Genomic DNA, 25,142 nt, shown 5'->3' on the forward strand with positions numbered 1-25,142 from the left:
TGATCCCGGTCAGCGGCGGCCGGTGGCCAGGATGACGAGGAACTGGCCGCCGCCCGCCTCGATGCCGGCGGTCACCGGCAGCCCTGGTACCAGTCGGGAGAACCGGTCCACCAGCCAATCCGCCGCTTCTTGGGCATCCTTCCTGGTGGGACAACGGCCTACCATCTCGCGGCCCCCCTTGCGCTCCAGCCTGTCGGCAACGGCGATCAGCGGCGCGGGTTCGACTACATACAGGCGCTCCGGCCAGGCGATGATCACCTTGACCGCACCCTTGCGGGTATTGCACCCACGGTGCGCGAGCCGCTCGGCGACCTTGGCCTTCCGGTCGGTGGTCCGGCTGTCGACACTGGGCCCCCGCGGGTCGTTGACCGACTCGTCGGGGTCGACCGGTTCGTCACACACCCAGCACCGCCAGCCATCGCGCTCGGCCACATCATCAAGAAGACTCATCCGAGCAAACTAGCCTGCCCAGCCGCCATCCCGCACCTGGGCCCGGCAACGTCGGCACCTCGCAGTTTGGATCCATCATGACTGACGGTCAGTGGGCTTGCTCCCCGCCGTGAGGAGATGGCCGCTGACGCCGAGCAGCGACGGCACGGATTCGGTTAGCCGCATGGCCCGCAAGACCAGTTCGCGTCGCTCAGGATTGTCCAGCCATGAGGAGACATCTCCCATCAGCCAAGCGGTACCTTCCAAGCAGTACTGGCCCCTTGGGGTAAGTCCAGCCGCCGAAAACTCGGTGCGGACCTGTGAGGGTTCGTGGAGGTAGGCCGTGGTGAACAGCGACGGATCTCCTTGCGGGGGATTCAGCAGTCCGTCTCGGGCCGAGGCTTCGATATACGGTCGCCGGTCGGGCGTGAAGTAGAGGCCCTTGGCGAGTTCGCGTTTCTTGAGCGATGACCACGACAACTCCACCGGGTTCAGCTCGGGAGCGTGGGCGGGTAGTCGTTCGTCACGTCGTAGGCCATGGTGGTCTGCCGCAAGTGGTTCTGGTCAAGCCGCACCGGGACCAACTGGGCGTGAACCTGAGAAAGGTCGTGCGGGGCAAGTCCTAGCCCCAGGATCCACTCCATGGTTGAACGTGTTCAATAATGGAGTCACGTGGTGGGCCCGTGTCTCCTCGCCGGGATGCGGGCCCGTCCTTCGCGCCCGACCGCACTGGAGAACGCAGACATGATGAGCTGGGCTTGCACCCGCCGCACGGCTTGGACCGTGGCCGCTGGCTACGTCGGACTGGTGATGATCTTCGGACTCATTCTGGGCCTCTACGAAGACTCCTCCGTCGGCCTATGGGCGGCCTACCTGACCTACCCCGGCTTTGTGCTGGTGTACATCCTCTTGGCACTGCTCGGAAACAGCTTCGATCCCTCTGGTGAGGCGAGCGTGGCCGACCCCTTTGGGACGATGAGCGTGTATGCGCACGGAGCTGTGGTAAATGTCCTGCTCGTATGGGCTGCCGTGTCCTTCTGCCGGGTAGTCAGGTCGGAATGGCGCCGTTGATGCCAAGCAAGGCCACGGCGCAATTCAGTATCAGAGCGGGCCTCGATCGAGCTCCCCGTGAGATCTCACCGTCAGCCAGTCCGGGCTGGACCAACGTTCGCCGCGGCGGCGAACGAAACGGTCAACGACAAATCGTCCGCACGGTCCAGGTCCTGCCCGTCGGCACGATCACAGTCCCGGATTCCCGCACGGGGACACCACCCCGCGTCAGGCGCAGTGCCTGAGGGTGCCAGCGAAGGCCCGTACCGCGGCCTCGCCGGGTTACCGTCCGGGCGCCGCCCCGTCGCCATGACCTACACCTACGGACTCTGGGACCCACCACGCCAGCCTCGCCATGCGCAGGTCTTCCGGAGCGCCAGCGAAGTCCGACTCGGCAAGTACGGCGTCGAACTCCGTACAGCGCTCGGTGGGAAGAGTGGCGCGGATGTCAGCGGCCGTAGTGGGCAACGTGACGGTCCCGCCTCGGACAGGACGCGAACGGGGTTCAGTAGGTTGGGTACTGCTCATTGCTCTGCTCTCGGATGCTGCTGCGGGTCGCTCTGGGTTGGCGAGCCAGCCGGCCACGGGACCACCAGACCGGCGAGACCGATAGAGGCGCTGACCGCGGGTGAGCCCAGTGTGTCCAGGATCCCGGCCGCCGGGCTCCGGGGCTGTCCAGGCAGGAAAGATCCCCCTCTCCAGTCACCACGTCGGGGATCTGACAGATTTCGAATGGACGTCAGGTGCCGCGCGTGGGCGGAGTGATGTCGTCCCAGATGTGCGGCCACACTGCCTCCCTCGTCTGAGGGGGACCCGGACTTCTGCGGGTCCTTCCCTCGGCCGCGCTTCGGCTCCATGGCGGAAGGCAGCAATGCGCTGAGAAAAGGCGGCGAAAGGTGCACAACGACGATGCGCCGTCGGCCATCGGGCACGGCGCCCACCGCGGCGACTGGCCGCCGAGGCCTCCCGATCATCGAGGTCGGCATCGTCCCGAACGGCGCTCATTCTCGTCCGCGAACTCCGCTCCCTTGGCGGTCTTCGTGCTCGGTGTGCTCCTTGAGTTCGTCTGTGCACGTCTCTTGACACCTCCGATTTTTCCTCACCATACTCTCGAATCAGACAAGTTGGAAGCGCTTCCAATTCGAGTCGGCAGGGAGAAGTGGATGTCTGAGCAGGATGCCAACGACAAGTCCGAGCACACATCGGCGACGATCTACGAGGTCGCCCGGCGGGCAGGTGTCGGGATCGCGACGGTGTCGCGGGCCCTGCGGGGGACCGGCTCGGTCCGGCCCGCGACGCGCGAGCGGATTCTGGAGGCGGCGCGTGAGCTGAACTTCATCCCCAGCCGGCTCGGCGTCTCCCTCGCGGAGGGGCGGCATGCCGCCAACGGCATTGTGTTCCCCTCCCTCACCGGTCCCTACTTCGGGGAGGTCCTGCTCGGTTACGAGGAGGCCGCCGCCGAGCTCAAGCGGTCGGTGATCGTTGTCGCGGCGGACGGGCTGGACTCCGCGCAGGACCACATCAGGGACCTCGCGGGCCGGGTCGACGGGATGGTGATCTACGGCAGTACCGCCGAGAGCGAGGTCGTCGCGGAGCTCATCGCCGAGCGCAAGCCGACCGTCCTGCTGTCCCCGCGCGTCCTGGTGGACGGGCCCGACGTGATCACCGCGGAGAACACCCGTTCCGCCGGGGAGTTGGCGGAGCACCTTCTCGCCCATGGCCACCGCACCTTCACCTTCCTCGGCGGGCCGACGGGCGGGCGAGACATCGATGAGCGCTGGGCCGCCCTCGTGGACACCCTGGCCAAGGCCGGCGCCGCCGCACCCCGCCCGGTCCCTTTAAGCGGATACGGCAGGGCGGAGGTGTACGCGGCGGCCCGCGCCGTCCTCGCCCAGGACCCGCCCGACGTGCTCGTCTGCTCCCATGACGAGGTCGCCCTCGCCGCGCTCCGGGTCGCGCGTGAACTCGGGTTGAGGGTGCCGGACGACATCGCCGTCACCGGCTGGGACGACGTCATGGCGGCCGAGCACTCCTGGCCGCCGCTGACCACCGTGCGCCAGCCCATGCGCCGCATGGGCGAGATGGCCGCCCGCGCCCTCGACGAACTCATCACGGGCACCCGCACCGGGCCGCTCCGGCAGGTGCTGCCCACCGAAGTGATCATCCGCGAAAGCTGCGCCCACCATCCGTAACAGCTAGGAGTCACCAGTGCACAGACGCCATGCAGTACGCCTCGGCATAGGCATGTTGGCCGTCGCCTCCCTCACGCTCACCGCCTGCGGTCGAGACGCGGGCGGCAACGAGGACACCGCCAGGGACGTCAAGGGAGGGGCGGCCAAGGGCACTCTCACCGTCTGGGCCATGGGAGGGGAGGGCGAGAACCTGCCCGAGCTCGCCGCCGGTTTCGAGGCCGCGAACCCGGGGGTGAAGATCAAGGTCACCGCCATGCCGTGGCCGGCCGCCCACGACAAACTGGCCGGGGCCATCGCCGCGGGCACCACCCCGGACGTCAGCCTGGTCGGCACATCCTGGATGGCGGAGTTCGCCGGGACCGGCGCGCTGGAACCCGTACCGTCGCTGATCGATACGGGGAAGTTCTTCCCCGCGGCGATGGAGCCCGTGACCGTCGGCGGGAAGGCGTACGGCGTGCCGTGGTACGTCGACACCCGCAGCCTGTTCTACCGCAGCGACCTGCTGAAGCAGGCCGGGATCAGCAAGGCTCCCGAGACCTGGGACGAGTTGAAGGCCGCGGCGAAGGCGTACAGGGAGAAGGCGAAGACCAAGTACGGAATCTTCCTGCCGCCCGGCAAACAAGGGTCCAGTCAGGTGCTGCTGCCGCTGGTCTGGCAGCAGGGCGGTGAAGTGATCAGCACGGACGGCAAGAGCTTCACCCTCGACACACCCCAGATGGTCGAGGCGCTGACCTACTACAAGTCCTTCTTCGACGAGGGGCTGGCGCCGAAGTCGTTCCAGCAGGGCGATATGGAGCGCTGGTTCACCCAGGGCGAGATCGGCATGGTGTTCACCGGTTCCTGGATGGTGGGGCAGTTCAGCACCATCGGCGGCGTCGGCTTCGACAGGAAGTTCGCCGTGGCCAAGGTCCCGGGACAGACCGCACGCACCTCCTTCGCGGGCGGAGCCGACCTGGTGGTCTTCAAGAACTCCAAGAACCGCGACACGGCCTGGAAGTTCATCGACTGGTTGACCGAGCCGAACGTCCAGACCAAGTGGTACGGAATCCAGAAGTCCCTGCCGAGCGTGCGGGGCGCCTGGCAGGACCCGGCGCTGAAGGGCGACGCCAAGATGGCGGGCTTCGGCGACCAGATGACCGACGCCAAGGCGGAACCGGTCGTCACCACCTGGGAGCAGGTCAAGCAGTTGATCGAAGACGAGATCGAGAAGATCGTCATCGGCGGTGAGAAGCCCAAGGACGCGGCCAGGAGGATGCAGCAGAAAGCAGACCAGATCGGAACAGGTAGCTGACGATGGCCTTCCTCGCACCGACCAGGACGCGTTCCCGGTCCCCGGGCGCACGGGGGGTCTCGGCCCGCAGGCGGCAGGCCGTGGCGGGCTGGATGTTCTCGCTGCCCTTCCTGGTCCTCTACGCCCTCTTCGAACTGGTGCCCGTGGTCGCCTCGATCGCCATCAGCTTCACCGATATGCGCTCCACCGACATGCAGAACCCACTGGCCGTCGAGTCGGCGGGCCTGGACAACTACATCCGGATACTGTCGGACGACGTCTTCTGGCAGGCCGTGCTCAACACCGTCTACTTCACCGCGGTCAGCGTCCCCTTCACCCTCGCCGCGGGACTGGCCCTGGCCCTGGCATTGAACCGTGGCATGGGGCGGCTCCAGACCTTCTTCCGCGTCGGCTACTACCTGCCGGTCGTCAGCAGCGTGATCGCCGTCGCCGTCGTCTGGAACTACCTTCTGGCACCGGACTCGGGCCTGATCAACACCGCCCTCGGCGTGGTCGGCATCGACGGCCCCGACTGGCTCAAGGACCCCGACTGGGCGATGCCCGCGCTGATCGCCATGGCCGTGTGGCGGCATATGGGCTTCGCCATGGTGATCTTCCTCGCCGGACTCCAGGGCATCCCCGGGGAGCTGTACGAGGCAGCCCGGCTGGACGGCGTCTCGCGCTGGCAGTCCTTCCGCCACATCACCCTGCCCATGCTGCGACCCACGGTCCTGTTCATGGTCGTCATCTCGGTCATCGGCAACCTCCAATTCTTCGAGGAACCCTTTGTGATGACCCAGGGCGGGCCACTGAACAGCACCACCTCCATCTCGTACCAGATCTACCAGACCTTCGGCTCCGGCCAGTACGGCTACGCCGCCGCCCTCTCCTACGTGCTGTTCATCCTGATCGCGCTACTGGCGCTGCTCCAGTTCCGGCTGCTGCGGGAGAAGCCATGACCGCGAACACACCAACCCCACGAGGATCGGGCGCAGCCCCCTACCAGGGTCAGCGCTGGGTGTACGGGGTGCTGGCCGTGGGCCTCGCGGTGGTCGTCGCACCGTTCGCCTGGATGATCGTCAGCTCGTTCAAGAACGCCCAGGAGATCTACGCCTCACCCCCCAGCTGGCTGCCCGGGTCCCCAACCATGGCCAACTACAGCGAGTTGCTGGACAAGTTGGACATCGGCCGGTTCTTCTTCAACAGCGTGTTCGTCGCCCTGGCCACCACCCTGGGCAATCTGCTGTTCTGCTCGATGCTCGGCTACGCACTGGCGAAGATCGAGTATCCGGGGAAGCGGGTCGTCTTCGGACTGGTGATGTCCAAGCTGATGATCCCGGGGATGGCGCTGCTGGTGCCCACCTTCGTGGTGGTCGCCCAACTCGGCCTCGTCGACACCTACGCCGGGATCATCCTGCCGGGGCTCGCCGCTCCGATGGGGGTCTTCCTGATGCGGCAGTTCATCCTCGGGCTGCCGGACGACCTGATCGACGCGGGACGGGTCGACGGCGCGGGGGAGTTCCGGATCTTCTTCCAGATCATCCTGCCACTGTGCCGGCCGGCCCTGGCCACGCTCGGCATCCTCAGCTTCCTCGCCTCGTGGAACAGCTTCCTGTGGCCGCTCGTGGTGGCCCAGAGCGAGGACAAGTACACCCTCCCGGTCGGCGTCGCGCTCTTCGCACTCGACCACCAGAACCAGGACTACGGACTGCTGCTCGCCGGCTCCACGATGCTCGTGCTGCCGATCATCGCGGTCTTCGTCTACTTCCAGCGGCACTTCGTCCAGGGCATCGCCACCACCGGGCTCAAGTGAGCCTGTGGTTGGACCCGTATCGCACCGAAGCGAGCCCTTCGGCGCGACCCAGCACCCCGTCTCGCACTGCAGTGGAACTTCGGTGCGACTCGGATCGGCTTCACCGCACACTCCCATGTCAGGCACCACCAGACCGCACTGAGAGGGACGACTGACCCATGAGACGACGCACACTGATCCAGACCATGGGCGCCACGCTCGGCGCCACCGCCCTGACCCCCGCCCTGGCCGGCCCAGCGCTGGCAGACGGGTCCCCGCAGCCGGCCGGGCACCGGGGCCGGCCCAAGTGCGACGAACGGCTGACCCGCAGGGACCGCGCGACCCTGCGGCGCTACGCCGCCGACACCTGGCGCTCACTCGACGCCCTGGTCTCCCCGGAGACCGGGCTGCCCGGCGGGTTCATCGACGCCGAGCTCACCACCCGCGGCCACCAGACCGGACCCACGCCCTTCGGCACCTATCTGTGGTGTGCGACCGCGGCCTGGAAGATCGGCCTGATCACCCGCCGTCAGGCGCGCGACAGGGTCCGGCGCACGCTCACCGCACTGTCCCAGATCGCCTACCACGCCCCCTCGGGGATGTTCCACCGCTGGTACGACCCGTACACCGGCGACTTCAAGGACGACACCCTCGCCTCCCGTTTTGTGTCCAGCGTGGACAACGCGTGGACGGCGACCGGGCTGATGGTGGTGGAGAGGGCCTTCCCCGAGCTGAACGTACAGATCCGAGCACTGCTGGACCGGATGGACTTCGACTGGTTCTACGTCCCCAACGCCCCCGGCGGAAACGTCGGCGGCGGTCTGATGCGCGGCGGCTTCTACGACGTGCCCACGGGCGGCACCCCGCCGACCGTGCACGACCCCGTCCGCGGTGTCTACTACACCCCCGGCACCTACGGCGCGATGGGCGAGACACGGCAGGTCACCTATGTGGCCATGGCACTGGGCCAAGTACCCGACCAGGCCTACTTCGGGCAGAATCGTTCCTTCCCGCCCACTCGCGTCGACCAGGAGACCAAACCCTCCGGCTTCTGGCAGACCTACCGCGGGGTGCGGGTGTGGGAAGGCGCGTACGAGTACCGCGGCATGAAGGTCATGCCGACCTGGGGCGGCTCGATGTTCGAGTTCCTGATGTCGAACCTCTTCGTACCGGAAGAGGTCTGGGGCCCTGACAGTTGGGGCGTGAACCTGCCCCTGGCCGTGCGGTCCCAGATAGAGCACGGGCTCGAAGAGGCCCAGTACGGCTACTGGGGCTTCTCCCCGTGCAACAACCCCGCCGGCGGCTACCGGGTCTACGGCGTGGACGCCATCGGCATCAACCGGGCCGGCTACTCCTCCGACCAGGAGAACACACTCGTCGACCCCGGCTTCGATGGCCACCGCCCACCCGCGCCGCCCCCGGCGAACTACGGCGACGGCGTCGTCACCCCGCACGCCGCCTTCCTCGCCCTGCGCTACGCACCGCGTGAAGCCATCGACAACCTCCGCAAACTGGAACGCGACTTCGACTGCTACGGGCCCGGCGGGTTCTATGACTCCATCGCGGTCCGCTCCGGGCAGATGTCCCGGGAGCACCTCACCCTTGACCAGGGCATGGTGATGGCCGCCCTCGGCAACGCCCTCGCCGGCGACGTACTGCGGGACCTGTTCACCGCCGGGCGCTCGACCCAACTGCGCTCCTGCATCGCCGAGGAGCGGTTCGCCGCCGCACCGCGCGTCTGACCCCGGAGTGACCCTCGCCCACGCACCCTCGTACGCTTCCCGCCACTAAGGCCCCCCGCTGTCGCACGGCGCATCCACCGCTGCCGTTCCGGTGTCCTTCCCCGCCCGGGATGCAGCGGGGGCAGAGGCGCACCACGCCATCGGCTCCCTGACGAACAGCGACCAGTCCGCCACTTCCACCATCAGCCAGGGTGCCCGGGAGAGCCGGACGGCCCTTCCTCACAAGCCATCGAAGGCAAGCCCCCATCAGCCATGTCCGGCCCTCCCGGCCGCCCGACAACACCCACCGGAGCACCCGATGCCCCAGCGGCGCCCCAACATCCTGTTCATCATGGCCGACGACCACGCCGCGCACGCGGTCAGCGCGTACGGCAGCAACATCAACGAGACCCCGCACATCGACCGTATCGCCGAGGGCGGCATGCGGCTGGACAACTGCTTCTGCACCAACTCCCTGTGTGCACCCAGCCGCGCCACCATCCTCACCGGCACCTACAACCATGTGAACGGCGTGCAGACCCTGTCCACCGAGTTCGACTCCAACCAGCCGGCCGTCGCCCAGCTGCTGCGCGACGCCGGCTACCAGACCGCCATCGTCGGCAAGTGGCACCTGGGTCACGGCAAGGGCCACGACCCGCAGGGCTTCGACTACTGGACCGTGGTGCCCGACCAGGGCCGCTACCACAACCCGGTCTTCCTGGACATGGACGGCAGTCAGCGGGTGATCCCCGGCTATGCGACGAACATCATCACGGATCTGTCCATCGAATGGCTGGACCAGCGCTCCTCCGACGACCCGTTCTTCCTGATGGTCCACCACAAGGCTCCGCACCGGAACTGGGAACCGGACGAGAAGCACCTCGACATGTACACCGACGGAGATCTGAGCGTCCCCGAGAACTTCTTCGACGACTACTCAGGCCGTGCCTCGGCAGCCCGGGCCGCTCAGATGCGGGTCGCCGACCACCTCCGCCTGGACGACCTGAAGAAGCTGCTCCCGCCGGGGATGACCCAGGACGAGGAGGCGCTCTGGAAGTACCAGACATACATCAAGGACTATCTGCGCTGCGTCGCGAGCGTGGACGACAACGTCGGCCGCCTCCTCGACTATCTCCAGGAGCATGGCCTGGTCGACGACACCATCGTCATCTACAGCTCCGACCAGGGCTTCTTCCTCGGGGACCACGGCTGGTACGACAAGCGCTTCATGTACGAGGAGTCGCTGCGGATGCCGTTCCTGATCCGCTACCCGCGCGAGATCCCGGCCGGCTCGGCGAGTGACGCGCTCGCGATGAACGTGGACTTCGCGCAGACCTTCCTCGACTACGCCAACGTGGAAGCGCTTCCAAGAATGCAGGGCGCCACCCTGCGCGAAGTCCTCAAGGGAGAGACCCCCGACGACTGGCGCAGTTCCGTCTACTACCGCTACTGGGAGCACGATGACGGCATCCACCATGTCTGGGCCCACTACGGCGTCCGCACCGACCGCTACAAGCTCGTCTACTACTACGCCGACGGCCTCGGCCTGCCCGGCACCTCCGAGACGGTCATGGAGCCCGAGTGGGAACTCTTCGACCTCCAGGAGGACCCATGGGAGATGAGGAGCGTCTACCACGACCCGGCCTACGCCCAGGTACGGCGCGAGCTGGAGGCCGAACTGGCTCGCGTACAGGAGGAGATCGGGGACAAGCCGTACGTCAGGGGCCAGGCATGAGCGCGGACGACGGGCGCGGTGTGAGTTCCTCCGAAGCAGCCCACGCGGACTGGCGCGAGCGCATCTACCGGCCGTCCGGCCAGACCGCCGCCCCGGTTCCGGATGCCACCCTCACCGTCCCCCACCGGGTGCGCACCCGGGTCGGCGCCGGCCACATCACCCTGGAGTGGGAGCCGGTGGACGGAGCCATCGGCTACCTCGTCCACCGGGCCGCGGGCGGCGGGGAGTTCACCACCACCAAGCAGCGCGACGTGGACGTTCCCCAGGTCCCCGCGCCCCGCTACGTCGACACCGACCTCAAGCCGGGCGAGCCGGTCCGCTACATCGTGGCCGCGATCGCGGGCATGGACGTGACCGGCCCGTTCTGCGACCCGGTGTCCGCCGTGGCCGCGACCGAGTCCGCCGACCGGCCGGCTGCGGTCGCCGTGACCGTGCACGCCGACCACGTCACCCGGGAGCTGCCCAGGCCCTGGCGGCCGATGATCGGCTCCGAGCACCTGTCGTACGCCCTGGCCGAGGGAACCACCGGCGGCCGTCCCATCGGCGCCGAGCTCACCGCCGCCCTGCGCACGGTCCACGAGGAACTCGGCGTACGCACGGTGCGGGCGCATGCGATCCTCTGCGATGACCTCGGCGTCTACCGGGAGGTCGACGGCGAACCCGTACACGACTTCTCCGGAGTCGATGCGGTCTACGACAACATCCTCTCCTTCGGCCTGCGCCCGATCGTCGAACTCGGCTACATGCCCCACGACCTGGCCTCCGACCCCGCCAAGACGGTCTTCGGCTATCGGGCGATCATCTCCCCGCCCAAGGACTACGACCGCTGGGGCAACCTGGTGCACGACCTCACCCGGCACCTCGTGGACCGATACGGCCTTTCCGAGGTGCGCGACAACTGGGCCTTCGAGGTGTGGAACGAGGCCAATCTGGAGGTCTTCTGGTCGGGTACGCCGCAGGAGTTCTTCCGGCTCTACGACGTCACCGCCGCCGCCGTGAAGTCCGTTCACCCCGGGCTGCGCGTCGGTGGTCCCTCCAGCGCCGCCAACGGCTGGGTGAACGAACTCCTCGCCCATATCGACGAGTCGGAAGCCGCTCTCGACTTCGTCTCCACCCACACCTACGGCAACGCGCCCCTGGACTGGCGGCCCGTCCTCGCCCGGCACGGCCGAGAGGGCGTGCCGATCTGGTGGACGGAGTGGGGCCCCACTCCCACCCACTTCCATGGAATCGGTGACGGCCCGTTCGGCGCCGTGTTCCTGCTCCACGGTATGAAATCCGCGGCCGGACGGATCGAGGCCCTCTCACACTGGGTGGCCTCCGACCACTTCGAGGAACTAGGCGCCCCACCGGCCCTCTTCCATGGCGGCTTCGGCCTGCTGACCGTCGGCAATCTGCGCAAGCCCCGCTACTGGGCGCTCTCGCTGGCCGAACGCCTCGGCGAGCACGAGTTGGCCGTGGAGGCGGCCGGGGACATCGGCGGCGTCGAGGCCTGGGCGGCGCGGCACAGCGACGGCCGGATCGGAATCCTGGTGTGGAACGGCACCCTCAACCAGGCGAGGGCGGAGGGGGACACGGCGCTGTCGCGGCAGGTCAGGGTCGAGGTCACCGGGCTCGGTGACCGCCCGTACCGGGCGACCCACCACCGTATCGACGAGCGGCACACCAATATCCAGGCGGTATGGCGGCGGATGGGCGGCGGGAACTGGCCCGAAGGGTCCCAGTGGGGCGAACTGGAGCGGGCCGACGCCCTCGACGCGTATGAGCCTGAATGGTCCTTCACCGGGGAGCTGTCGTTCGAACTGCCCATGCCGGGTGTCTCGTTCCTGGAGCTGACTCCCTGGCCCTGACGCATCCGCCGCGGATCGCGACGCCGGTCATCCCTGACGGCTCCCCACCCGCGTCAACCCCGCGGGTGGGGAGGCGCGGGCCGCGGTGGGGAGTGACGAATCGCCTGTCGATGGCACTTGGCCGTCGGGACGTCTGGACCGCCAGTCGGAGCAGGGGTCGGAACCGTTCCTGTCGTCTTCTGTGAGGCGGCCCACGAGCCGGTTCTCTCGGCGCGTCGGCAAGGGCTTCTGCTCGTCGACGCGCCGAGCACCCGGCGACCTCGGGTCCGCGTGCTGAGACTTCGGGGCCGGTCTACGCGGTGTAGCCGCCGTCGACGATGAATTCCGAGCCGGTCACGAAGGATGCGTCGTCGCTGGCGAGGAAGGCGATGACTGCCGCGACTTCCTCGGCCTGTCCGAGTCGGCCGATCGGGTTCAGGCCGATCAGTTCTGCTTTGTCGAGGTCGCCGAGCATGGGGGTGTCGATGATGCCGGGGTGGACCGAGTTGACTCGGACGCCTTCCTTGCCCCAGGCAAGAGCGAGGTTCTTCGTGAGGATACGGACGGCACCTTTCGCCGCGTGGTAGGCGGGGTTGATGCCGAAGCCGCCGACAATGCCGAAGATCGAGCTGACGTTGACGACAGAGCCGTTTCCGGATGCCTTGAGAGCGGTGCCGGCCGCGCGTGTTCCGAGGAAGACGCTGGTCTGTGTCACAGCGATGATCCGGTCGTACTCGGCCTTGCTCGTGTCTTCGATCGAGGCTTTGCCGGCTATGGCTGCGTTGTTGACGAGGATGTCAAGGCCGCCGAAGGCCGCCTCCGTGTCGTGGATCGCAGCGGTCCAGGAGTCTTCGTCACTGACGTCGAGGTGGGTGAACCGGGCGGTGAGCCCCGCTGCGGACAGTGTGTCGACGAGTGACCTGCCCGCGTCGTCCTGCACGTCGGCGACGACAACCGAGCCGCCTTCCTCCGCGATGCGGCGCGCGGTCGCGGCACCGATGCCGCTGGCGCCACCCGTGACAAGGGCGGTCCTGCCTTCGAACCTGGTCATTGCTGCCTACTTTCTTGTGTTGATCGTGAGTGGGGCAGGGGGAGTCGGGCGCCGTTGTCAGCTGAGGCGTGTGCCGGATTCGTTCAGCCGCTGGTGCAGGTGGGAGGGGTCGATCACGGTCTCGGGGAAGTGGAGTCCGGCCGTCGGGGCCGGGGTGCTGGTCAAGCCGAGCAAGTGCTCAAGGGCAACGGCGGTACCGAGGGCGGTCAGCGATGACTGTCCGGCGGGGTGGGTGAGGTCGAAACGGCGGGTGGTGGGGACCCCGTTGCGAAGAGTGCCGGTGATCTCGATGAGGATCTCGTGACTGGGGCCCTGGCCCGCACGGGTTCCCGCGGAGTCGGCGACCAGCAGATCGACACGGGCGGATGCGGCACCCGTTGCCTCGGCCAGGCTGAGGACGTCGAGGCTTCCGTAGCCGTCTGCCTGATGCCGGGCCGCGTCGGCTGTCGTGATGGTGCGTACCCGGTCGGACTCCTCCTGAGCCCATACCCACGAGCCGTTCCTGCGGAACAGGGGCAGGGGGTTGGCCGCCTGCACGGCTTCCTGCGACTCGAACCCGGCGGCGGGCCCCATCTCTTCCTTCGGATCGAAGACAAAGGCGAGGGTGACTTCCTCCACCGCCGCGAATTCCTTGGCGTAGTGGGCGGCCAGTATCACCGGGACGCCTGCCATCCAGTGGCTGGCGAGCACTACCGGGGAAGCCTGGGGGCCGTGGACGTAGGCGGTGAGGTCTTGACCCGCCTCGACGAGGCTGCCAGTGACCGCGTGGAAGGGGATTCGGTGGTCCTGAGCGAACCGTTGAGCGCTGAATCCGCCGTCACGCGGGAAGACCGCCAAGGCCCCGAACTGCTGCTGCCCGTCCAGTCCCAGGTCCGGGCGGCCCAGATCGATGCGTACGCCGGTGGCGGCGCCGAGCTTGTCGGCGGTGGCCTGTGCGCGGTTCAGATCGCGACCACCGATGACGAGGGGCAAGTCCGGGTGGAAGCGGCGAAGGAAGGCCGCGGCCCGGGAGCCGACACAGCCGGAGCCGCCGATCAGTAGGACGGGGAGAGTCATGGGATTCCTTCACGCTGGGAAATGAGGTGGGAAACGGGACCCAGGAAACGGAGGGCCCTCCGTTAAGGTCGACGGTACACTAATCGGAGGGTCCTCCGTTCATGTCGAACGTAGGTCGAACACAACGGATCAAACCGGGAGAATCTGATGGCCGGCGCAGACGAGACCACGCCTGCCCGGCCGCTGCGCGCGGACGCCCGGCGCAATCGAGACCGCCTGCTGGCCGTGGCCACCGAACTGCTGGCCGACTCGCGGGGGCAACTGTCCCTGGAGGCTGTCGCCCGCCAGGCCGGCGTGGGCATCGCCACCCTCTACCGTCACTTCCCCACCCGCGAAGCCTTGGTCCTCGCCGTGTACAACCACGAAATGGAGCAGCTGGGGCAGAGGGTCGACGAACTCCTGGCCTCCCACGGCCCGGACGAGGCGCTGGCGCGGTGGCTGGGAGAGCTGAGCCAGTACGGGATGACCCGACCCGGTGTCTCCGACGCGTTCCGCGTCGCCGCTGCCTCACAGGATGAAGTGGTCCACCACACCTACACCCACATCACCACCGCCCTCACCCGCCTCTTGGAGGCTGCCGCGCGGGCGGGGTCCACCCGGACCGACATCGGAGCTGACGACCTGCTGCCGGCCGTCTGTGGCACCTGGGAGCTACCCGACACCCCGGCGGCGCGGCAGCAGGCCGACCGCCTGGTGAACCTGCTGCTCGATGGCCTCCGCGTCATGCGTCGGCCCTGACCGACGCGACTGGTCGGCCGGTAGGCGGGTCCGTGCCGATGCGTGCGAACACTCGACGGACGCGAAGGTAGTTCCGTCGATCTGCGGGCGCTCGGCCTGGCGATGGCCGCCGGGGCTGGTCTACGCCCCACGGGCGGTCCGGCCCCGCGTCCAGGGAGTGCGGGCTAGGCGCGGGGGCGCGGGTGATGCTGCCGCATCAGGGTGTCTCGATTTGTTGCGGGTTCGCTGTTGACAACGCCGAATGGCCCGTTGAGTATGTTCGGAAAGTTCCGGAACCGGTTCCGGAAACGGATCAGGCATTGGCTTCGATGGCGAATCCAGAAGGCGGACCCCATGAGCACCGAGGACAGCGCGCCGCGTAAGCGCCCCACGATCAATGACATCGCCGCAGCGGCCGGTGTCAGCAAGCCCACCGTTTCACGGGTCCTCAACGGGCACCCCGATGTGAGCGCTGCCACCCGTCACCGCGTTCAGGAGGTCGCCGCCGAACTGGGGTATGTACCCAGCGCCGACGCCCGCGCCTTGAGCACGGGGCGACACGGCGCTCTGGGCCTGCTCATGCCCGCCTTCAGTTGGTGGGGCTTCAACGAACTCCAGTACGGCATCGCTCATGAGGCCGAGAAGCGCGGACTCCGTCTGCTGGTGCAGGCGCTTCACCCCGGAGACGAGGCCGAGCGCGAGTTCGTCACCCGCACCCTGCCCACACTGCCCGTGGACGGTCTGATTCTGCTGATGCCCGAGGGAATGCTCCGCTACGTCGGCGACCTGGCCCGCTCCGGTCGGCCGGTGGTCGTTGTCGATGACCGCGGCAATCGTCCTGGTATCCCGTATGTGGAGACCACCAACCGGGACGGTGTGCGGGAGGCAGTGGCGCACCTGGTGGGGGAGGGGCGTCGGCGGATTGGGTTTCTGGCCGGACAGATGGGGTCGGCCTATGCGCGAGCCCGTTTCGAGGGCTACCTCGACGGTCTACGGGAGGCGGATCTCCCCTATCTCCCGGAGTTGGTGTCGCTCAGTGAGGACGCTCCCGTCGAGCCGCTGCCCGAAGACCTTGACGCCGTCCTGGACGCCGAACCGGATGCGGTCGTAGCCGCCTGGGACGAGATCGCGTTCGCCGTGATGAACGCGGTGCACGCGCGTGGGTGGCGTATCCCTGAGGACGTTGCGGTGATCGGGTTTGACGACAGCCCGTTGGCCCGCGCGGTACGCCCCTCGCTCACCACGGTCCACCAGCCGTGCCGTGAAATGGGCGAGGCCGCGGTGCGGATGCTCGCCGATGCGATCGAGCACGGCACCGGCCCCGCCAACGCCTCGGTGCCCACCCGCCTGGTGATCCGCGAATCGACCGGCCCCATCACCACTGCCTGAGCCACCGGTCACCGTAACCCACGCCCGCCCAAGGGAGAGTTGTGTCCGCCACCAGCCCCGCCGCCGACCAGAGCCCCAACGATCTCACCGGCCCCAGCACCGTCAACGCTGACGCCACCCCACGTATCGCCGACCAACGCCCCATAGTCCCGGGCCGTTTTGTCGCCGTGCTCTTCCTCGCCCTCTTCGGGGCCTGGCTCGCCCTGCTCGCCCCGACCATGGTCAGTCTCGCCGTCAAGATCGAGCAACTCAGCGGCGATTCCAAGGTCACCGCCCTGTCCTGGACCCTCGGCCTGGGCACCCTCGTCGCGCTGATAGCCAACCCGCTGTTCGGATCACTCAGCGACCGCTGTACCTCCCGCTTCGGTGCCCGCCGCCCCTTCATGGTCCTCGGCGCACTGGGCGGACTGGCCGGCACGATGGTGATCGCCCTCGCACAGAACACCTGGCAGATCGTCCTCGGCTGGTGCATCGCGCAGGCCATGTACAACGCCCTGGTCTCGGCCATCTACGGGACCCTGGCCGACCAAGTGCCCGCAAGACAGATGGGCACCGTCTCCGGCACTCTCGCTCTGGCCAGCCCGATCGGCATCCTCGGCGGCACCTACCTCGTCGACTTCTTCCACACCAATGCCCTACTGATGATCCTCGTACCGGCTCTACTCTGCGTGGTCTTCCTCGTCCCGTTCCTGTTCTTGGGCCGAGACCGTCGCATCACCCCCGGGTCCATGGACCCCGTACGCGTGCGGGACCTGCTGGGATCGTTGTGGACCAACCCGGTCAAGCACCCCGACTTCGGCTGGGCCTGGCTGAGCCGCTTCCTGATGTACGGCGGCTACGCGACCGCCGCGACCTATATGGCGTACTACCTCGGCGACAGCCTCGGTATGGCCGACGGCGAGATCACCAGGGCGGTATTCATAGCCGGCCTCATCTTCACCGGCTGCGTACTGATCTCCACCGTTCCCGCAGGCCGGATCTCGGACCGAATAGGCCGCCGCAAGCCCATCGTCTTCGCCGCATCCATGCTCATCGCCCTCGGCATGGCCACCATGGCCATGGCGGGCACGGTCACACTCTTCTACGTCTCCCAGGCCGTCATCGGACTCGGCATGGGCGTCTACTTCGCCGTCGACATCGCACTGCCCGCCGATGTGTTGCCGGACCGGGCCAGCGCTGCCAAGGACCTCGGAGTCATGAACATCGCAGCCACCCTGCCCAGCAGCCTGGTCGCCCTCGTGGGCCCAGCCCTGCTCGCCCTCGGCGGCGGCAACAACTACAGCGCGCTCTTCGTCTTCGGCATGGCAGCCGCGGTGCTGGGATTCCTCGCGGTCCTACCCGTACGCCGCCGCTGACCGCCCCCACCACACCTGTTCACATCGCCCCGTCAGCACTTCTGGAGATGCCCGATGCCAGCCACCATCCCCTACCTGGACCCCGCACTCCCCATCGAGCGGCGGGTCGATGACCTACTCGCCCGGATGACCTTGGAGGAGAAGGCGGGGCAGCTCTTTCACACCGCGAACGTCATGAACGACGACGGCACCCTCCTTGACCGGTTCGACCACGCCAACGGCATACGCCCCACGGCCGAGTTGGTGAACGACCGGCACATCACCCACTTCAACCTCCTCAACGGCGATGACCCGGAGGCCATCGCCACCTGGCACAACCACCTTCAACGCCTGGCCGTCGACACCCGCCTCGGGATTCCCGTCACTCTTTCCTCCGACCCTCGCCACGGCGTCTTCTCCTCCCCGGCGACCGGCCAGACCATCGAGCGGCTATCCCGTTGGCCCGAGCACACCGGTATCGCCGCGATCGGTGACGAACGCACGGCCAGGGAGTACGGGGACGTCGTACGCCGTGAGTACCTCGCCCTCGGTATCCGCGTCGCCCTGGGGCCGATGGCAGACCTCTTCACCGAACCGCGTTGGACGAGGGGATACGGCACCTTCGGCGAAGACGCCGACACGGTCGCCCGGATGACGGCCGCCTTCATCCGCGGCCTCCGTGGCACGGCGACCCTCGGCCCCGGCAGCGTCGCGGCCATGGTCAAGCACTTCCCCGGCGCCGGCCCGCAGCAGGACGGCGAAGACGCCCACGACCACAACCACCCCGAACAGGTCTATCCGGGCCACCGCCAGGCCCTCCATCTACGTCCCTTCGAGGCCGCCTTCGACGCCGGCGTAACCCAGGTCATGACCTACTACGGCATGCCCATGGGCACCGGCGACTGGGAAGAGGTCGGCTTCGCCTTCAACCGACCGGTCGTGACGGACCTCCTGCGCAGGCACTACGGTTTTGACGGCATCGTCTGCACCGACTGGAACGTCATCGACTCCACGGCCCTCGCGGGTGAGCTCTTCGGCCCCAACGCCTACGGCCTTGAGCACCTCACCCCCGCACAACGAATCGCCCGCGCGCTGGAAGCCGGAGTCGACCAGTTCGGCGGCGATATCTCCACCGAACTGGTCGTGGAACTCGTCCGCGCCGGTGACATCACCACCGACCGCATCGACATCTCCGTACGCCGCCTCCTCCGCGAGAAGTTCCGCCTCGGCCTCTTCGAAAACCGCTACGTCGACCCACAAGCCGCCGCCCGCACCGTCGGTTCACCCCCGCTTCAAGAAGCCGCCCGAACCGCGCAACGCCGCTCCCTCGTCCTCCTGAAGAACGACGCGTCGATGCTTCCTCTGAGCGGACGCCCCAAGGTCTACGCGGAGGGCTTTGATCCGGCCGTACTCACCCACTACGCCGACGCGGTCGCCACCCCCGAAGAGGCCGATGTCGCACTGCTGCGCCTGGTTTCCCCCTGGGAGGAACGCGACGGAGTGCTGGGTGCCTTCTTCCACGGCGGTAGCCTCGACTTCCCAACCGAACGCGTCGACGAGGTGCGGGCAGTCGCGAAGACCGTCCCCACAGTCGCTTGCGTCTATCTTGAACGCCCCGCGATCCTCACCCCCATCGACTCCGAAGTAACCGCCCTCATAGGCGACTTCGGCTCCCACCCCGACGCGCTGTTGGACCTGGTCTTCGGCCGCACCAAACCCGAGGGCAGGCTCCCCTTCGACCTGCCTTCCTCATCCGAGGCCGTCGAGGCCGCCCGCGAAGACGTCCCCTTCGACACCCACAAGCCGCTGTACAGGTTCAGCCACGGCCTCACCTACTAGTTCTGTTGTCAAGCGGTCGCGGTGGCGGCGAAACTGGGCACCGACAAGCAGGAGAACGGGACCGTACTGCGCATCCGTCCCGGATCATGAACATCGACATACAGCACCACGGGTGGTTGGCCGAGTAGCCGCCGCGGCAGCGCCTGTCGGGGTCGCGTCACGTGTACAGCCCGCAAGGGTTGGACACTGTCCTGGCAGCGTCGGATAACCCAGCAGCCGCCTTCCGAAGCGAATGGGACCGCAACCGCTCCTCCGGACGCGTACTCAAGGTGTGTTGCTGGTGGAGGTCGGCCCTTGTGGCTTGAGAAGGGCGCGACCCGGACTTCCTTTGATACTCAATCAACGGTGAACGCTGGGACATGGCCAAGCTGTGACCGGGCTGGGCGCCCAAGCCGGACACGGGCCGCAGGGGCGCTGAGGCGATGGGCGCAACCAGGCTATGCCGTGCCTCGACTGGTTGTCGACGGCCCTTCTCCCCGCTCCGCGTCACCACTGCCCCACTCGCCTTCTGTGCGCCGTCGGGGTCAGTACTCGCTGTGAAGAACGGCAACGCTGCGCAGGCCTGCCCACGGATCTGGCTGAGCATGGCGGACATGGGGCAGCTTGAGGCGGGGCTGAGTGGGTGGTGGCTTCTGCCCGACCCTGCTTGGCGCTCTGGGGGATCGGAACAAGCGGCCTGGAGTCTGAAGCCGTCCTGAAGCGGAGGCCCGCTGGGCCAAACGTCGAGACTTCGTGACGAGTTGTCCCGGGTGGAACACGGATCCGCGGACGGGGCGGTGGGATCGCACCGACAGCTATCGACAGGCAGCCATGCCAACACAGTGACTATCGCCCTCGCGGTGAGGGCCGCTTGCCTGGCAGCCCGGGAGAGCAGACCCTGTAATCAGTGGGTCAGCGATTCCCATCGGACTGGATACAACTGGTTGTCTCATGGAAACGTTCAGTATCGGAGACGTCGATCTTGTATGCCCTCTCGATGCCAGCCGCGCCGCCGCTGCGCTACTGGACGACCGGGGGATGGTCATCGGCTGGAACGAGAAGGCCCGGGAACTGCTCGGCTACCGGGCAAAGGACGTGGTCGGCCTTCCCGCGGCCCAGCTCCTGGCAGACGAGAACGGAGCCCGCCCAGGGGCGTCAGTCACCGACCAACCGATGACAGGAACCGTAATACTACGGCACCAGGACGGCCACCGCGTGTCCTTCGGGATACAGGCATGCCGCGTACGGCAAGCCAGCGGCGTTGGCTGGCTGCTGGTAGGGGCCGCCCGGACAGCCCTGAGCCGGTGGCGGATGAAACAGGCGATACTGAAGGGACTGTTCGCCCAGTCACCCATCGGGTTGGCGGTCTACGATACCGACCAGCAGCTGACATGGGTGAATGTCGCAGGTGACGAGGTACTGGCAGGGCTCATCGGAGCACGTGCCGACACGATGCTGCCTGACGTCGAGTATCTGTCCGGGCTCGACGACAACGACGACACGACACGAGCCTTGGAACGACTCCTACGCACCGGCGAACCCCTGACGACGCTCACCCGAGCCCGCCCTCCCCGGGACGCGGAGCGCCATCACGTCTGGTCCAGCACGATCTTCCGCCTCCGGGACGAGACCGGCGAGATCCTCGGGCTGTGCGATGCGTTCACCGACGTCACCACGCGCTACAACGACCAGCAGCGTTTGCTGCTACTCAGCGAAGCAGGTCTTCACATCAGCGGCCGCCTCGACATGACCGAGATCGCCGCTGGCCTGATCAGTGTCTGCGTCCCCCGCTTCGCAGCGGCTGTCACCGTCGACATCGAGGATCCGCTGCTCCATGGCGGGGAATCCCCCTTCACCACCGAGGTGCCCGCCCTGACCCGAGTCGCGCAGAACGCCATCCATGAGAGGTACCTGGACGCGGACCCTCCACCCTACGCGGTGCACTACCCCGCAGAATCGGCTCAGACCCGCAGCTGGACGACCGGACAGGCAGTCACCAGCAAGATCAGATCCGCCACTCCCGCTGCCGGAGCCCCCGTCAGCGAGCCTGACGACGAACCGGCCGAACAACTTCTGGTCCCCCTTCGGACCCCCCGCGCGACCATCGGCATGGTGACCTTCCTGAGGTCCGCACAATTCGACCCCTTCGCAGAAGACGATGTGAGTCTGGCCGAGGAACTCGCAGCCCGTGCCGCTGTCTCACTGGACAACGCCTGGCGATACGCTCGCGAGCACGCCACCGCACTCACGCTCCAGCAGTCCCTGCTGCCCAGCGGGCTGCCATCGCAGACGGCGGTGGAAGTCGCCCACCGATATCTCCCCGCACGTTCCAGCGCCGGAGTCGGCGGAGACTGGTTCGACCTGATCCCGCTCTCCGGGACACGTGTCGCGCTCGTCGTCGGCGACGTCGTCGGCCACGGACTACAGGCCGCGGCCACCATGGGGCGGCTGCGCACGACCGTACGGGCCCTGGCCAACCTCGACCTCGCACCAGATGAGCTACTGGCCCGTCTCGACGACTTGGTGAGCCAGACACCGAGCGCCCAGGAAGGCCCAGCGGCGGCGGAAGACACGATCGGTGCGAGTTGCCTGTACGCCGTCTATGACCCTGTCACCCGACTCTGCAGCATCGCTCGCGCCGGCCATCTGCCCCCCGCGATCGTCCTACCCGACGGAACCGTGCGACTCGCGGACGCTCCGGCGGGACCGCCGCTCGGAGTCGGCGGCCTCCCCTTCGAGACCGCCGAGATCGAACTTCCCGAAGCCAGCGTGCTCGCGCTCTTCACCGACGGCCTGGTCGAAACCCGGGTACGCGACCTCGACACCGGTCTCCAGCGCCTTCAAGACCTTCTCGCGCATCCGGACCTCCCCCTGGAGAAGACCTGCGACCGCCTCGTCGACGCCCTGCTGCACGAAAACCCGGAGGACGACGCGGCCATTCTCCTGGCGCGGACCCACAGCCTGCCCGAAGACGCGGTCACCACCTGGCAACTGCCCCCCGATCCCAGCGTCGTCGCAGACGCACGAGCCCTCGCCACCGACCAGCTTTCCGCCTGGAATCTCGAAGAAGCCGCCTTCAGCACCGAACTCATCGTCAGTGAACTCGTGACCAACGCCATCCGTTACGCCTCCGGACCGATCAGCCTGCGCCTCATCCGCGACCGCAGCCTGATCTGCGAGGTCACGGACACCGGATTCACCTCCCCGCACCTACGGCGAGCCACGAACGACGAGGAGGGAGGACGCGGGCTCTTCCTTGTCGCACAGTGCACCGAAAGGTGGGGCACCCGATACCACCAAGGCGGCAAGACCATTTGGGCCGAACAGCGGTTGGTGAGCTGATGAGGGAACCGCATGGGGACAGGGCAGCACCTCGAAGTTGACTTCCTGTGCTCTGGCGCGGCGGCTGTTCGGCACCTTGGGCGGCTTCACCACCTTCTTCACCTACTACCTGAAGAGCGAGCGCCTCGCACCTCTTTTCGCCCTTGTGCCGAATGTCGGTGCCTCCCCTGACGATCCTCGCGATTGATGAGAAGGAGGCCGCCTGGTGGATGTGATCCGTCGCGGAGAGCGGGGCAGGCAGAAGACCTGGCAATGGGGCATGGGCTTGATGGCGCATCGAGGACTGTGTACCTGCTGTCGCCGGTCGGCCGCTACGACGATCGATCGACGTTGGTCCATGCCCGTCCGCAGGGAGAGCGTGGCGGTGACGTCGAGCAGGATCGCCGTGCTCAGCAGCAGCCCGACCTGCTTGGCCGCCGCATCGAGAAGTGGGTTCTCTCGTGGAGCCGACCTGGGCACTCACCGGTACGGCAGCGGTTCCCCAGTCGGCTGGGCCGGCGGCTCCCGTCCGCAGGCATTGGGACCTCGCCGGGGGTCGGAATCTCCTCTCAGTACGAGAAGGCCATCGGCCGGTCGGCGTCCGCGTGGTCGCCGCCGATCTTTTCGGGCGGGTTGAGGTCGTCGTCCGTCAGCTCGGCGGGTCCAGCCTTGACGTACTTCACCATCAGCCTGACCTCGACGACCGCGAGGACCGCGTAGAGCACAGTGAAGACAGCCATCGAGGTGAGTACCTCCCCCTGAGAGACGCTGGGGGAGACCGCACCTGATGTCCGCAGCACTCCGTACGCCACCCACGGCTGGCGTCCCGTCTCGGTGAAGATCCACCCCCAGGAGTTGCCGATCATCGGGAAGAGCATCGTCCAGAGAGCGGTGATCCAGTACCACCTGGCGGACTTGGGGCCGAGCGTCGTATTGGGGAAGAGCGCCAGTTTGGGCACTTCTCCCTCGCCGGTCCGGAGGGAAGGCGACAGCAGCAACTTCCGGCGAGTCAGCCAGAGTCCGGCCAGGCCGAGGACGAAGGACGCCATACCGAAGCCGATCATCAAGCGGAAACTCCAGTAGGCGAGGGGGATATTGGGCCGGTAGTCACCAGGGCCGTACTTCTCTTGCTCGGCCTTGTTGGTGTCATTGATGCCAGGCACGTATGAGCCGAGGTCTCCGTTGGCGAGGAACGAGAGCACCGCCGGTATCTCTATAACGACCTTGTTGTGCCCCTTTTCGACGTCTCCGTACGCGAACAGGGAGAACGGCGCGGATGCCTGCCCGTCCCAGAGCGCTTCGGCGGCCGCCATCTTCATCGGCTGCTGCTTGAACATGACCTTGCCCAGCATGTCCCCGCTCACGGCGGTGAGCAGTCCCGCGACCACGACGGTGACCAGCCCGAGCCGCAGTGATGTCCGCATCACCGGGACGTGCTTCTTACGGCAGAGGTGGAAGGCCGCGATGCCTACCATGAAGGCGCCGCCCACCAGGAAGGCCGCCGCGAGGGTGTGGAAGAACTGAGTGAGCGCGGTCTCCCCGGTGAGTACGGCCCAGAGGTCGGTGAGCTCCGCCCGTCCACGTTCCTTGTTGATCCGGAAGCCGACCGGGTGCTGCATCCAGGAGTTGGCCGACAAGATGAAGAACGCGGAGAGGATCGTGCCGATCGAGACCATCCAGATGCACGCGAGGTGGATCTTCTTCGGCAGCTTGTCCCAGCCGAAGATCCACAGCCCGATGAAGGTGGACTCGAAGAAGAACGCGATCAGTGCTTCAAAAGCCAGCGGGATACCGAACACGTCGCCAACAAAGCGCGAGTAGTCGGACCAGTTCATGCCGAACTGGAACTCCTGGACGATACCGGTGACCACTCCCATCGCAATATTGATAAGAAATAGTTTGCCCCAGAACTTCGTAGCCTTGAGGTACTTCGGATTCTCCGACCGTACCCACGCGGTCTGCAGCCCCGCCGTGAGCGCGGCGAGCGAGATCGTCAAGGGGACGAAGAAATAGTGATAGACGGTGGTGATGCCGAACTGCCATCGCGCCAGGGTTTCCGGTGCCAGAGCGAGTTCCATATCTTCTTCTCTCCTTCCGCGCCCGTATTGCAGCGACGCCTTACCTGTTCAGTCCGGGGTGTATAGAAAAAGACATTCATTGTGAACGTGCTCACATTCACAAGCGTGCGGTCGGGGCCACACGAGGGTTCACGCCGGAAGCCCTCGCATGCCCATCAACGCAGTGCGGCGGGTACGGGGGCTCCCCATTTCGCCCGCGGGCTTAGGGCTCGGAGTGGCGCCGCGCGGCGTGCCGAGTGCTTCGCCTCATCCGGGAGCGTGCCGCGAGATCGAGCCCCGCGTACGAGACGCAGCGGATGGACCGTCAGCCTGTCTCGTGACGGGCTGCGTTGACGCGTGGGCGATCTCCGGCGGTGACGA

General features: G+C 67.2%; 19 protein-coding genes. 14 read left to right on the forward strand and 5 right to left on the reverse strand.

The annotated features are described in order from the left end of the window. Nucleotides 1–9: 9 nt before the first annotated feature. Both NBG84_RS03725 and NBG84_RS41460 read right to left on the reverse strand, forming a co-directional pair. Nucleotides 10–450: a hypothetical protein gene (locus NBG84_RS03725; RefSeq protein WP_250917792.1), complete on the reverse strand. Its 441-nt coding sequence runs from the start codon at nucleotides 448–450 to the stop codon at nucleotides 10–12. A gap of 75 nt (nucleotides 451–525) precedes the next feature. Continuing rightward, nucleotides 526–909, reverse strand: a complete 384-nt coding sequence (locus tag NBG84_RS41460; RefSeq protein ID WP_425608564.1) for a hypothetical protein — start codon at nucleotides 907–909, stop codon at nucleotides 526–528. Nucleotides 910–1,173: 264 nt separating this feature from the next. Here NBG84_RS41460 and NBG84_RS03735 point away from each other — a divergent pair, with 264 nt between their 5' ends. The 8 genes from NBG84_RS03735 (at nucleotide 1,174) to NBG84_RS03770 (ending at nucleotide 12,039) form a co-directional block, all read left to right on the forward strand. Then, nucleotides 1,174–1,500, forward strand: coding sequence for a hypothetical protein (locus tag NBG84_RS03735; RefSeq protein WP_250917793.1), 327 nt, complete (start codon nucleotides 1,174–1,176; stop codon nucleotides 1,498–1,500). Between the two features lie 1,142 nt (nucleotides 1,501–2,642). After that, complete coding sequence (locus tag NBG84_RS03740; protein WP_250917794.1) at nucleotides 2,643–3,671, forward strand: LacI family DNA-binding transcriptional regulator; 1,029 nt, start codon at nucleotides 2,643–2,645, stop codon at nucleotides 3,669–3,671. A 16-nt stretch (nucleotides 3,672–3,687) separates the two neighbouring features. After that, nucleotides 3,688–4,962, forward strand: coding sequence for a sugar ABC transporter substrate-binding protein (locus tag NBG84_RS03745; protein WP_250917795.1), 1,275 nt, complete (start codon nucleotides 3,688–3,690; stop codon nucleotides 4,960–4,962). A gap of 2 nt (nucleotides 4,963–4,964) precedes the next feature. Beyond that, nucleotides 4,965–5,900 carry a carbohydrate ABC transporter permease gene (locus NBG84_RS03750; RefSeq protein ID WP_250917796.1) on the forward strand — a complete coding sequence of 312 codons (936 nt, stop codon included), beginning with the start codon at nucleotides 4,965–4,967 and terminating at the stop codon, nucleotides 5,898–5,900. Continuing rightward, nucleotides 5,897–6,754 (forward strand): carbohydrate ABC transporter permease, encoded by an 858-nt coding sequence (locus NBG84_RS03755; RefSeq protein ID WP_250917797.1) that lies wholly within the window; start codon nucleotides 5,897–5,899, stop codon nucleotides 6,752–6,754. The genes NBG84_RS03750 and NBG84_RS03755 overlap by 4 nt, the downstream gene beginning before the upstream one ends. A 158-nt stretch (nucleotides 6,755–6,912) precedes the next feature. Next, complete coding sequence (locus tag NBG84_RS03760) at nucleotides 6,913–8,475, forward strand: glucoamylase family protein (protein ID WP_250917798.1); 1,563 nt, start codon at nucleotides 6,913–6,915, stop codon at nucleotides 8,473–8,475. Nucleotides 8,476–8,773: 298 nt separating this feature from the next. Further along, on the forward strand, nucleotides 8,774–10,189 hold the full coding sequence (locus NBG84_RS03765; RefSeq protein WP_250917799.1) for a sulfatase family protein: 1,416 nt from the start codon (nucleotides 8,774–8,776) through the stop codon (nucleotides 10,187–10,189). Further along, nucleotides 10,186–12,039 (forward strand): GH39 family glycosyl hydrolase, encoded by a 1,854-nt coding sequence (locus tag NBG84_RS03770; RefSeq protein ID WP_250917800.1) that lies wholly within the window; start codon nucleotides 10,186–10,188, stop codon nucleotides 12,037–12,039. Before NBG84_RS03765 ends, NBG84_RS03770 begins: the two co-directional genes overlap by 4 nt. A gap of 292 nt (nucleotides 12,040–12,331) precedes the next feature. Here the strand turns inward: NBG84_RS03770 and NBG84_RS03775 are convergent, their stop codons facing one another. Further along, nucleotides 12,332–13,069 carry an SDR family NAD(P)-dependent oxidoreductase gene (locus tag NBG84_RS03775; RefSeq protein WP_250917801.1) on the reverse strand — a complete coding sequence of 246 codons (738 nt, stop codon included), beginning with the start codon at nucleotides 13,067–13,069 and terminating at the stop codon, nucleotides 12,332–12,334. A 57-nt stretch (nucleotides 13,070–13,126) separates the two neighbouring features. Continuing rightward, nucleotides 13,127–14,125 carry a saccharopine dehydrogenase gene (locus NBG84_RS03780; protein WP_250917802.1) on the reverse strand — a complete coding sequence of 333 codons (999 nt, stop codon included), beginning with the start codon at nucleotides 14,123–14,125 and terminating at the stop codon, nucleotides 13,127–13,129. 147 nt (nucleotides 14,126–14,272) lie between these two features. Here NBG84_RS03780 and NBG84_RS03785 point away from each other — a divergent pair, with 147 nt between their 5' ends. The 6 genes from NBG84_RS03785 to NBG84_RS03810 all read left to right on the forward strand — a co-directional run bounded on the left by NBG84_RS03785 (nucleotide 14,273) and on the right by NBG84_RS03810 (nucleotide 22,912). Beyond that, the gene (locus NBG84_RS03785; protein ID WP_250917803.1) at nucleotides 14,273–14,863 is read left to right on the forward strand and encodes a TetR/AcrR family transcriptional regulator; all 591 of its coding nucleotides are present in this window, start codon (nucleotides 14,273–14,275) and stop codon (nucleotides 14,861–14,863) included. A 333-nt stretch (nucleotides 14,864–15,196) separates the two neighbouring features. Then, nucleotides 15,197–16,231 (forward strand): LacI family DNA-binding transcriptional regulator, encoded by a 1,035-nt coding sequence (locus tag NBG84_RS03790; RefSeq protein ID WP_250917804.1) that lies wholly within the window; start codon nucleotides 15,197–15,199, stop codon nucleotides 16,229–16,231. A gap of 41 nt (nucleotides 16,232–16,272) precedes the next feature. Next, nucleotides 16,273–17,586 carry an MFS transporter gene (locus NBG84_RS03795; protein WP_250917805.1) on the forward strand — a complete coding sequence of 438 codons (1,314 nt, stop codon included), beginning with the start codon at nucleotides 16,273–16,275 and terminating at the stop codon, nucleotides 17,584–17,586. A 54-nt stretch (nucleotides 17,587–17,640) separates the two neighbouring features. Continuing rightward, nucleotides 17,641–19,404: a glycoside hydrolase family 3 protein gene (locus NBG84_RS03800; protein WP_250917806.1), complete on the forward strand. Its 1,764-nt coding sequence runs from the start codon at nucleotides 17,641–17,643 to the stop codon at nucleotides 19,402–19,404. Between the two features lie 930 nt (nucleotides 19,405–20,334). Next, complete coding sequence (locus tag NBG84_RS03805; protein WP_250917807.1) at nucleotides 20,335–22,725, forward strand: SpoIIE family protein phosphatase; 2,391 nt, start codon at nucleotides 20,335–20,337, stop codon at nucleotides 22,723–22,725. A gap of 37 nt (nucleotides 22,726–22,762) precedes the next feature. Beyond that, nucleotides 22,763–22,912 carry a hypothetical protein gene (locus NBG84_RS03810; protein WP_250917808.1) on the forward strand — a complete coding sequence of 50 codons (150 nt, stop codon included), beginning with the start codon at nucleotides 22,763–22,765 and terminating at the stop codon, nucleotides 22,910–22,912. A 361-nt stretch (nucleotides 22,913–23,273) separates the two neighbouring features. Here the strand turns inward: NBG84_RS03810 and NBG84_RS03815 are convergent, their stop codons facing one another. Then, entirely contained in the window at nucleotides 23,274–24,782 is a 1,509-nt protein-coding gene (locus NBG84_RS03815; protein WP_250917809.1) for a cytochrome ubiquinol oxidase subunit I, read from the reverse strand. Nucleotides 24,783–25,142: the final 360 nt, after the last annotated feature.

Source organism: Streptomyces albipurpureus (assembly GCF_023701525.1).
Lineage (GTDB): Bacteria > Actinomycetota > Actinomycetes > Streptomycetales > Streptomycetaceae > Streptomyces > Streptomyces albipurpureus.

Excerpts from the sequence above, each read along its gene's own strand:
- NBG84_RS03725 (WP_250917792.1), bottom strand. The coding sequence starts at position 450 with ATGAGTCTTCTTGATGATGTGGCCGAGCGCGATGGCTGGCGGTGCTGG.
- NBG84_RS03735 (WP_250917793.1), top strand. The coding sequence starts at position 1,174 with ATGATGAGCTGGGCTTGCACCCGCCGCACGGCTTGGACCGTGGCCGCT.
- NBG84_RS03740 (WP_250917794.1), top strand. The coding sequence starts at position 2,643 with ATGTCTGAGCAGGATGCCAACGACAAGTCCGAGCACACATCGGCGACG.
- NBG84_RS03750 (WP_250917796.1), top strand. The coding sequence starts at position 4,965 with ATGGCCTTCCTCGCACCGACCAGGACGCGTTCCCGGTCCCCGGGCGCA.
- NBG84_RS03755 (WP_250917797.1), top strand. The coding sequence starts at position 5,897 with ATGACCGCGAACACACCAACCCCACGAGGATCGGGCGCAGCCCCCTAC.
- NBG84_RS03760 (WP_250917798.1), top strand. The coding sequence starts at position 6,913 with ATGAGACGACGCACACTGATCCAGACCATGGGCGCCACGCTCGGCGCC.
- NBG84_RS03765 (WP_250917799.1), top strand. The coding sequence starts at position 8,774 with ATGCCCCAGCGGCGCCCCAACATCCTGTTCATCATGGCCGACGACCAC.
- NBG84_RS03770 (WP_250917800.1), top strand. The coding sequence starts at position 10,186 with ATGAGCGCGGACGACGGGCGCGGTGTGAGTTCCTCCGAAGCAGCCCAC.
- NBG84_RS03775 (WP_250917801.1), bottom strand. The coding sequence starts at position 13,069 with ATGACCAGGTTCGAAGGCAGGACCGCCCTTGTCACGGGTGGCGCCAGC.
- NBG84_RS03780 (WP_250917802.1), bottom strand. The coding sequence starts at position 14,125 with ATGACTCTCCCCGTCCTACTGATCGGCGGCTCCGGCTGTGTCGGCTCC.
- NBG84_RS03785 (WP_250917803.1), top strand. The coding sequence starts at position 14,273 with ATGGCCGGCGCAGACGAGACCACGCCTGCCCGGCCGCTGCGCGCGGAC.
- NBG84_RS03790 (WP_250917804.1), top strand. The coding sequence starts at position 15,197 with ATGAGCACCGAGGACAGCGCGCCGCGTAAGCGCCCCACGATCAATGAC.
- NBG84_RS03800 (WP_250917806.1), top strand. The coding sequence starts at position 17,641 with ATGCCAGCCACCATCCCCTACCTGGACCCCGCACTCCCCATCGAGCGG.
- NBG84_RS03805 (WP_250917807.1), top strand. The coding sequence starts at position 20,335 with ATGGAAACGTTCAGTATCGGAGACGTCGATCTTGTATGCCCTCTCGAT.
- NBG84_RS03815 (WP_250917809.1), bottom strand. The coding sequence starts at position 24,782 with ATGGAACTCGCTCTGGCACCGGAAACCCTGGCGCGATGGCAGTTCGGC.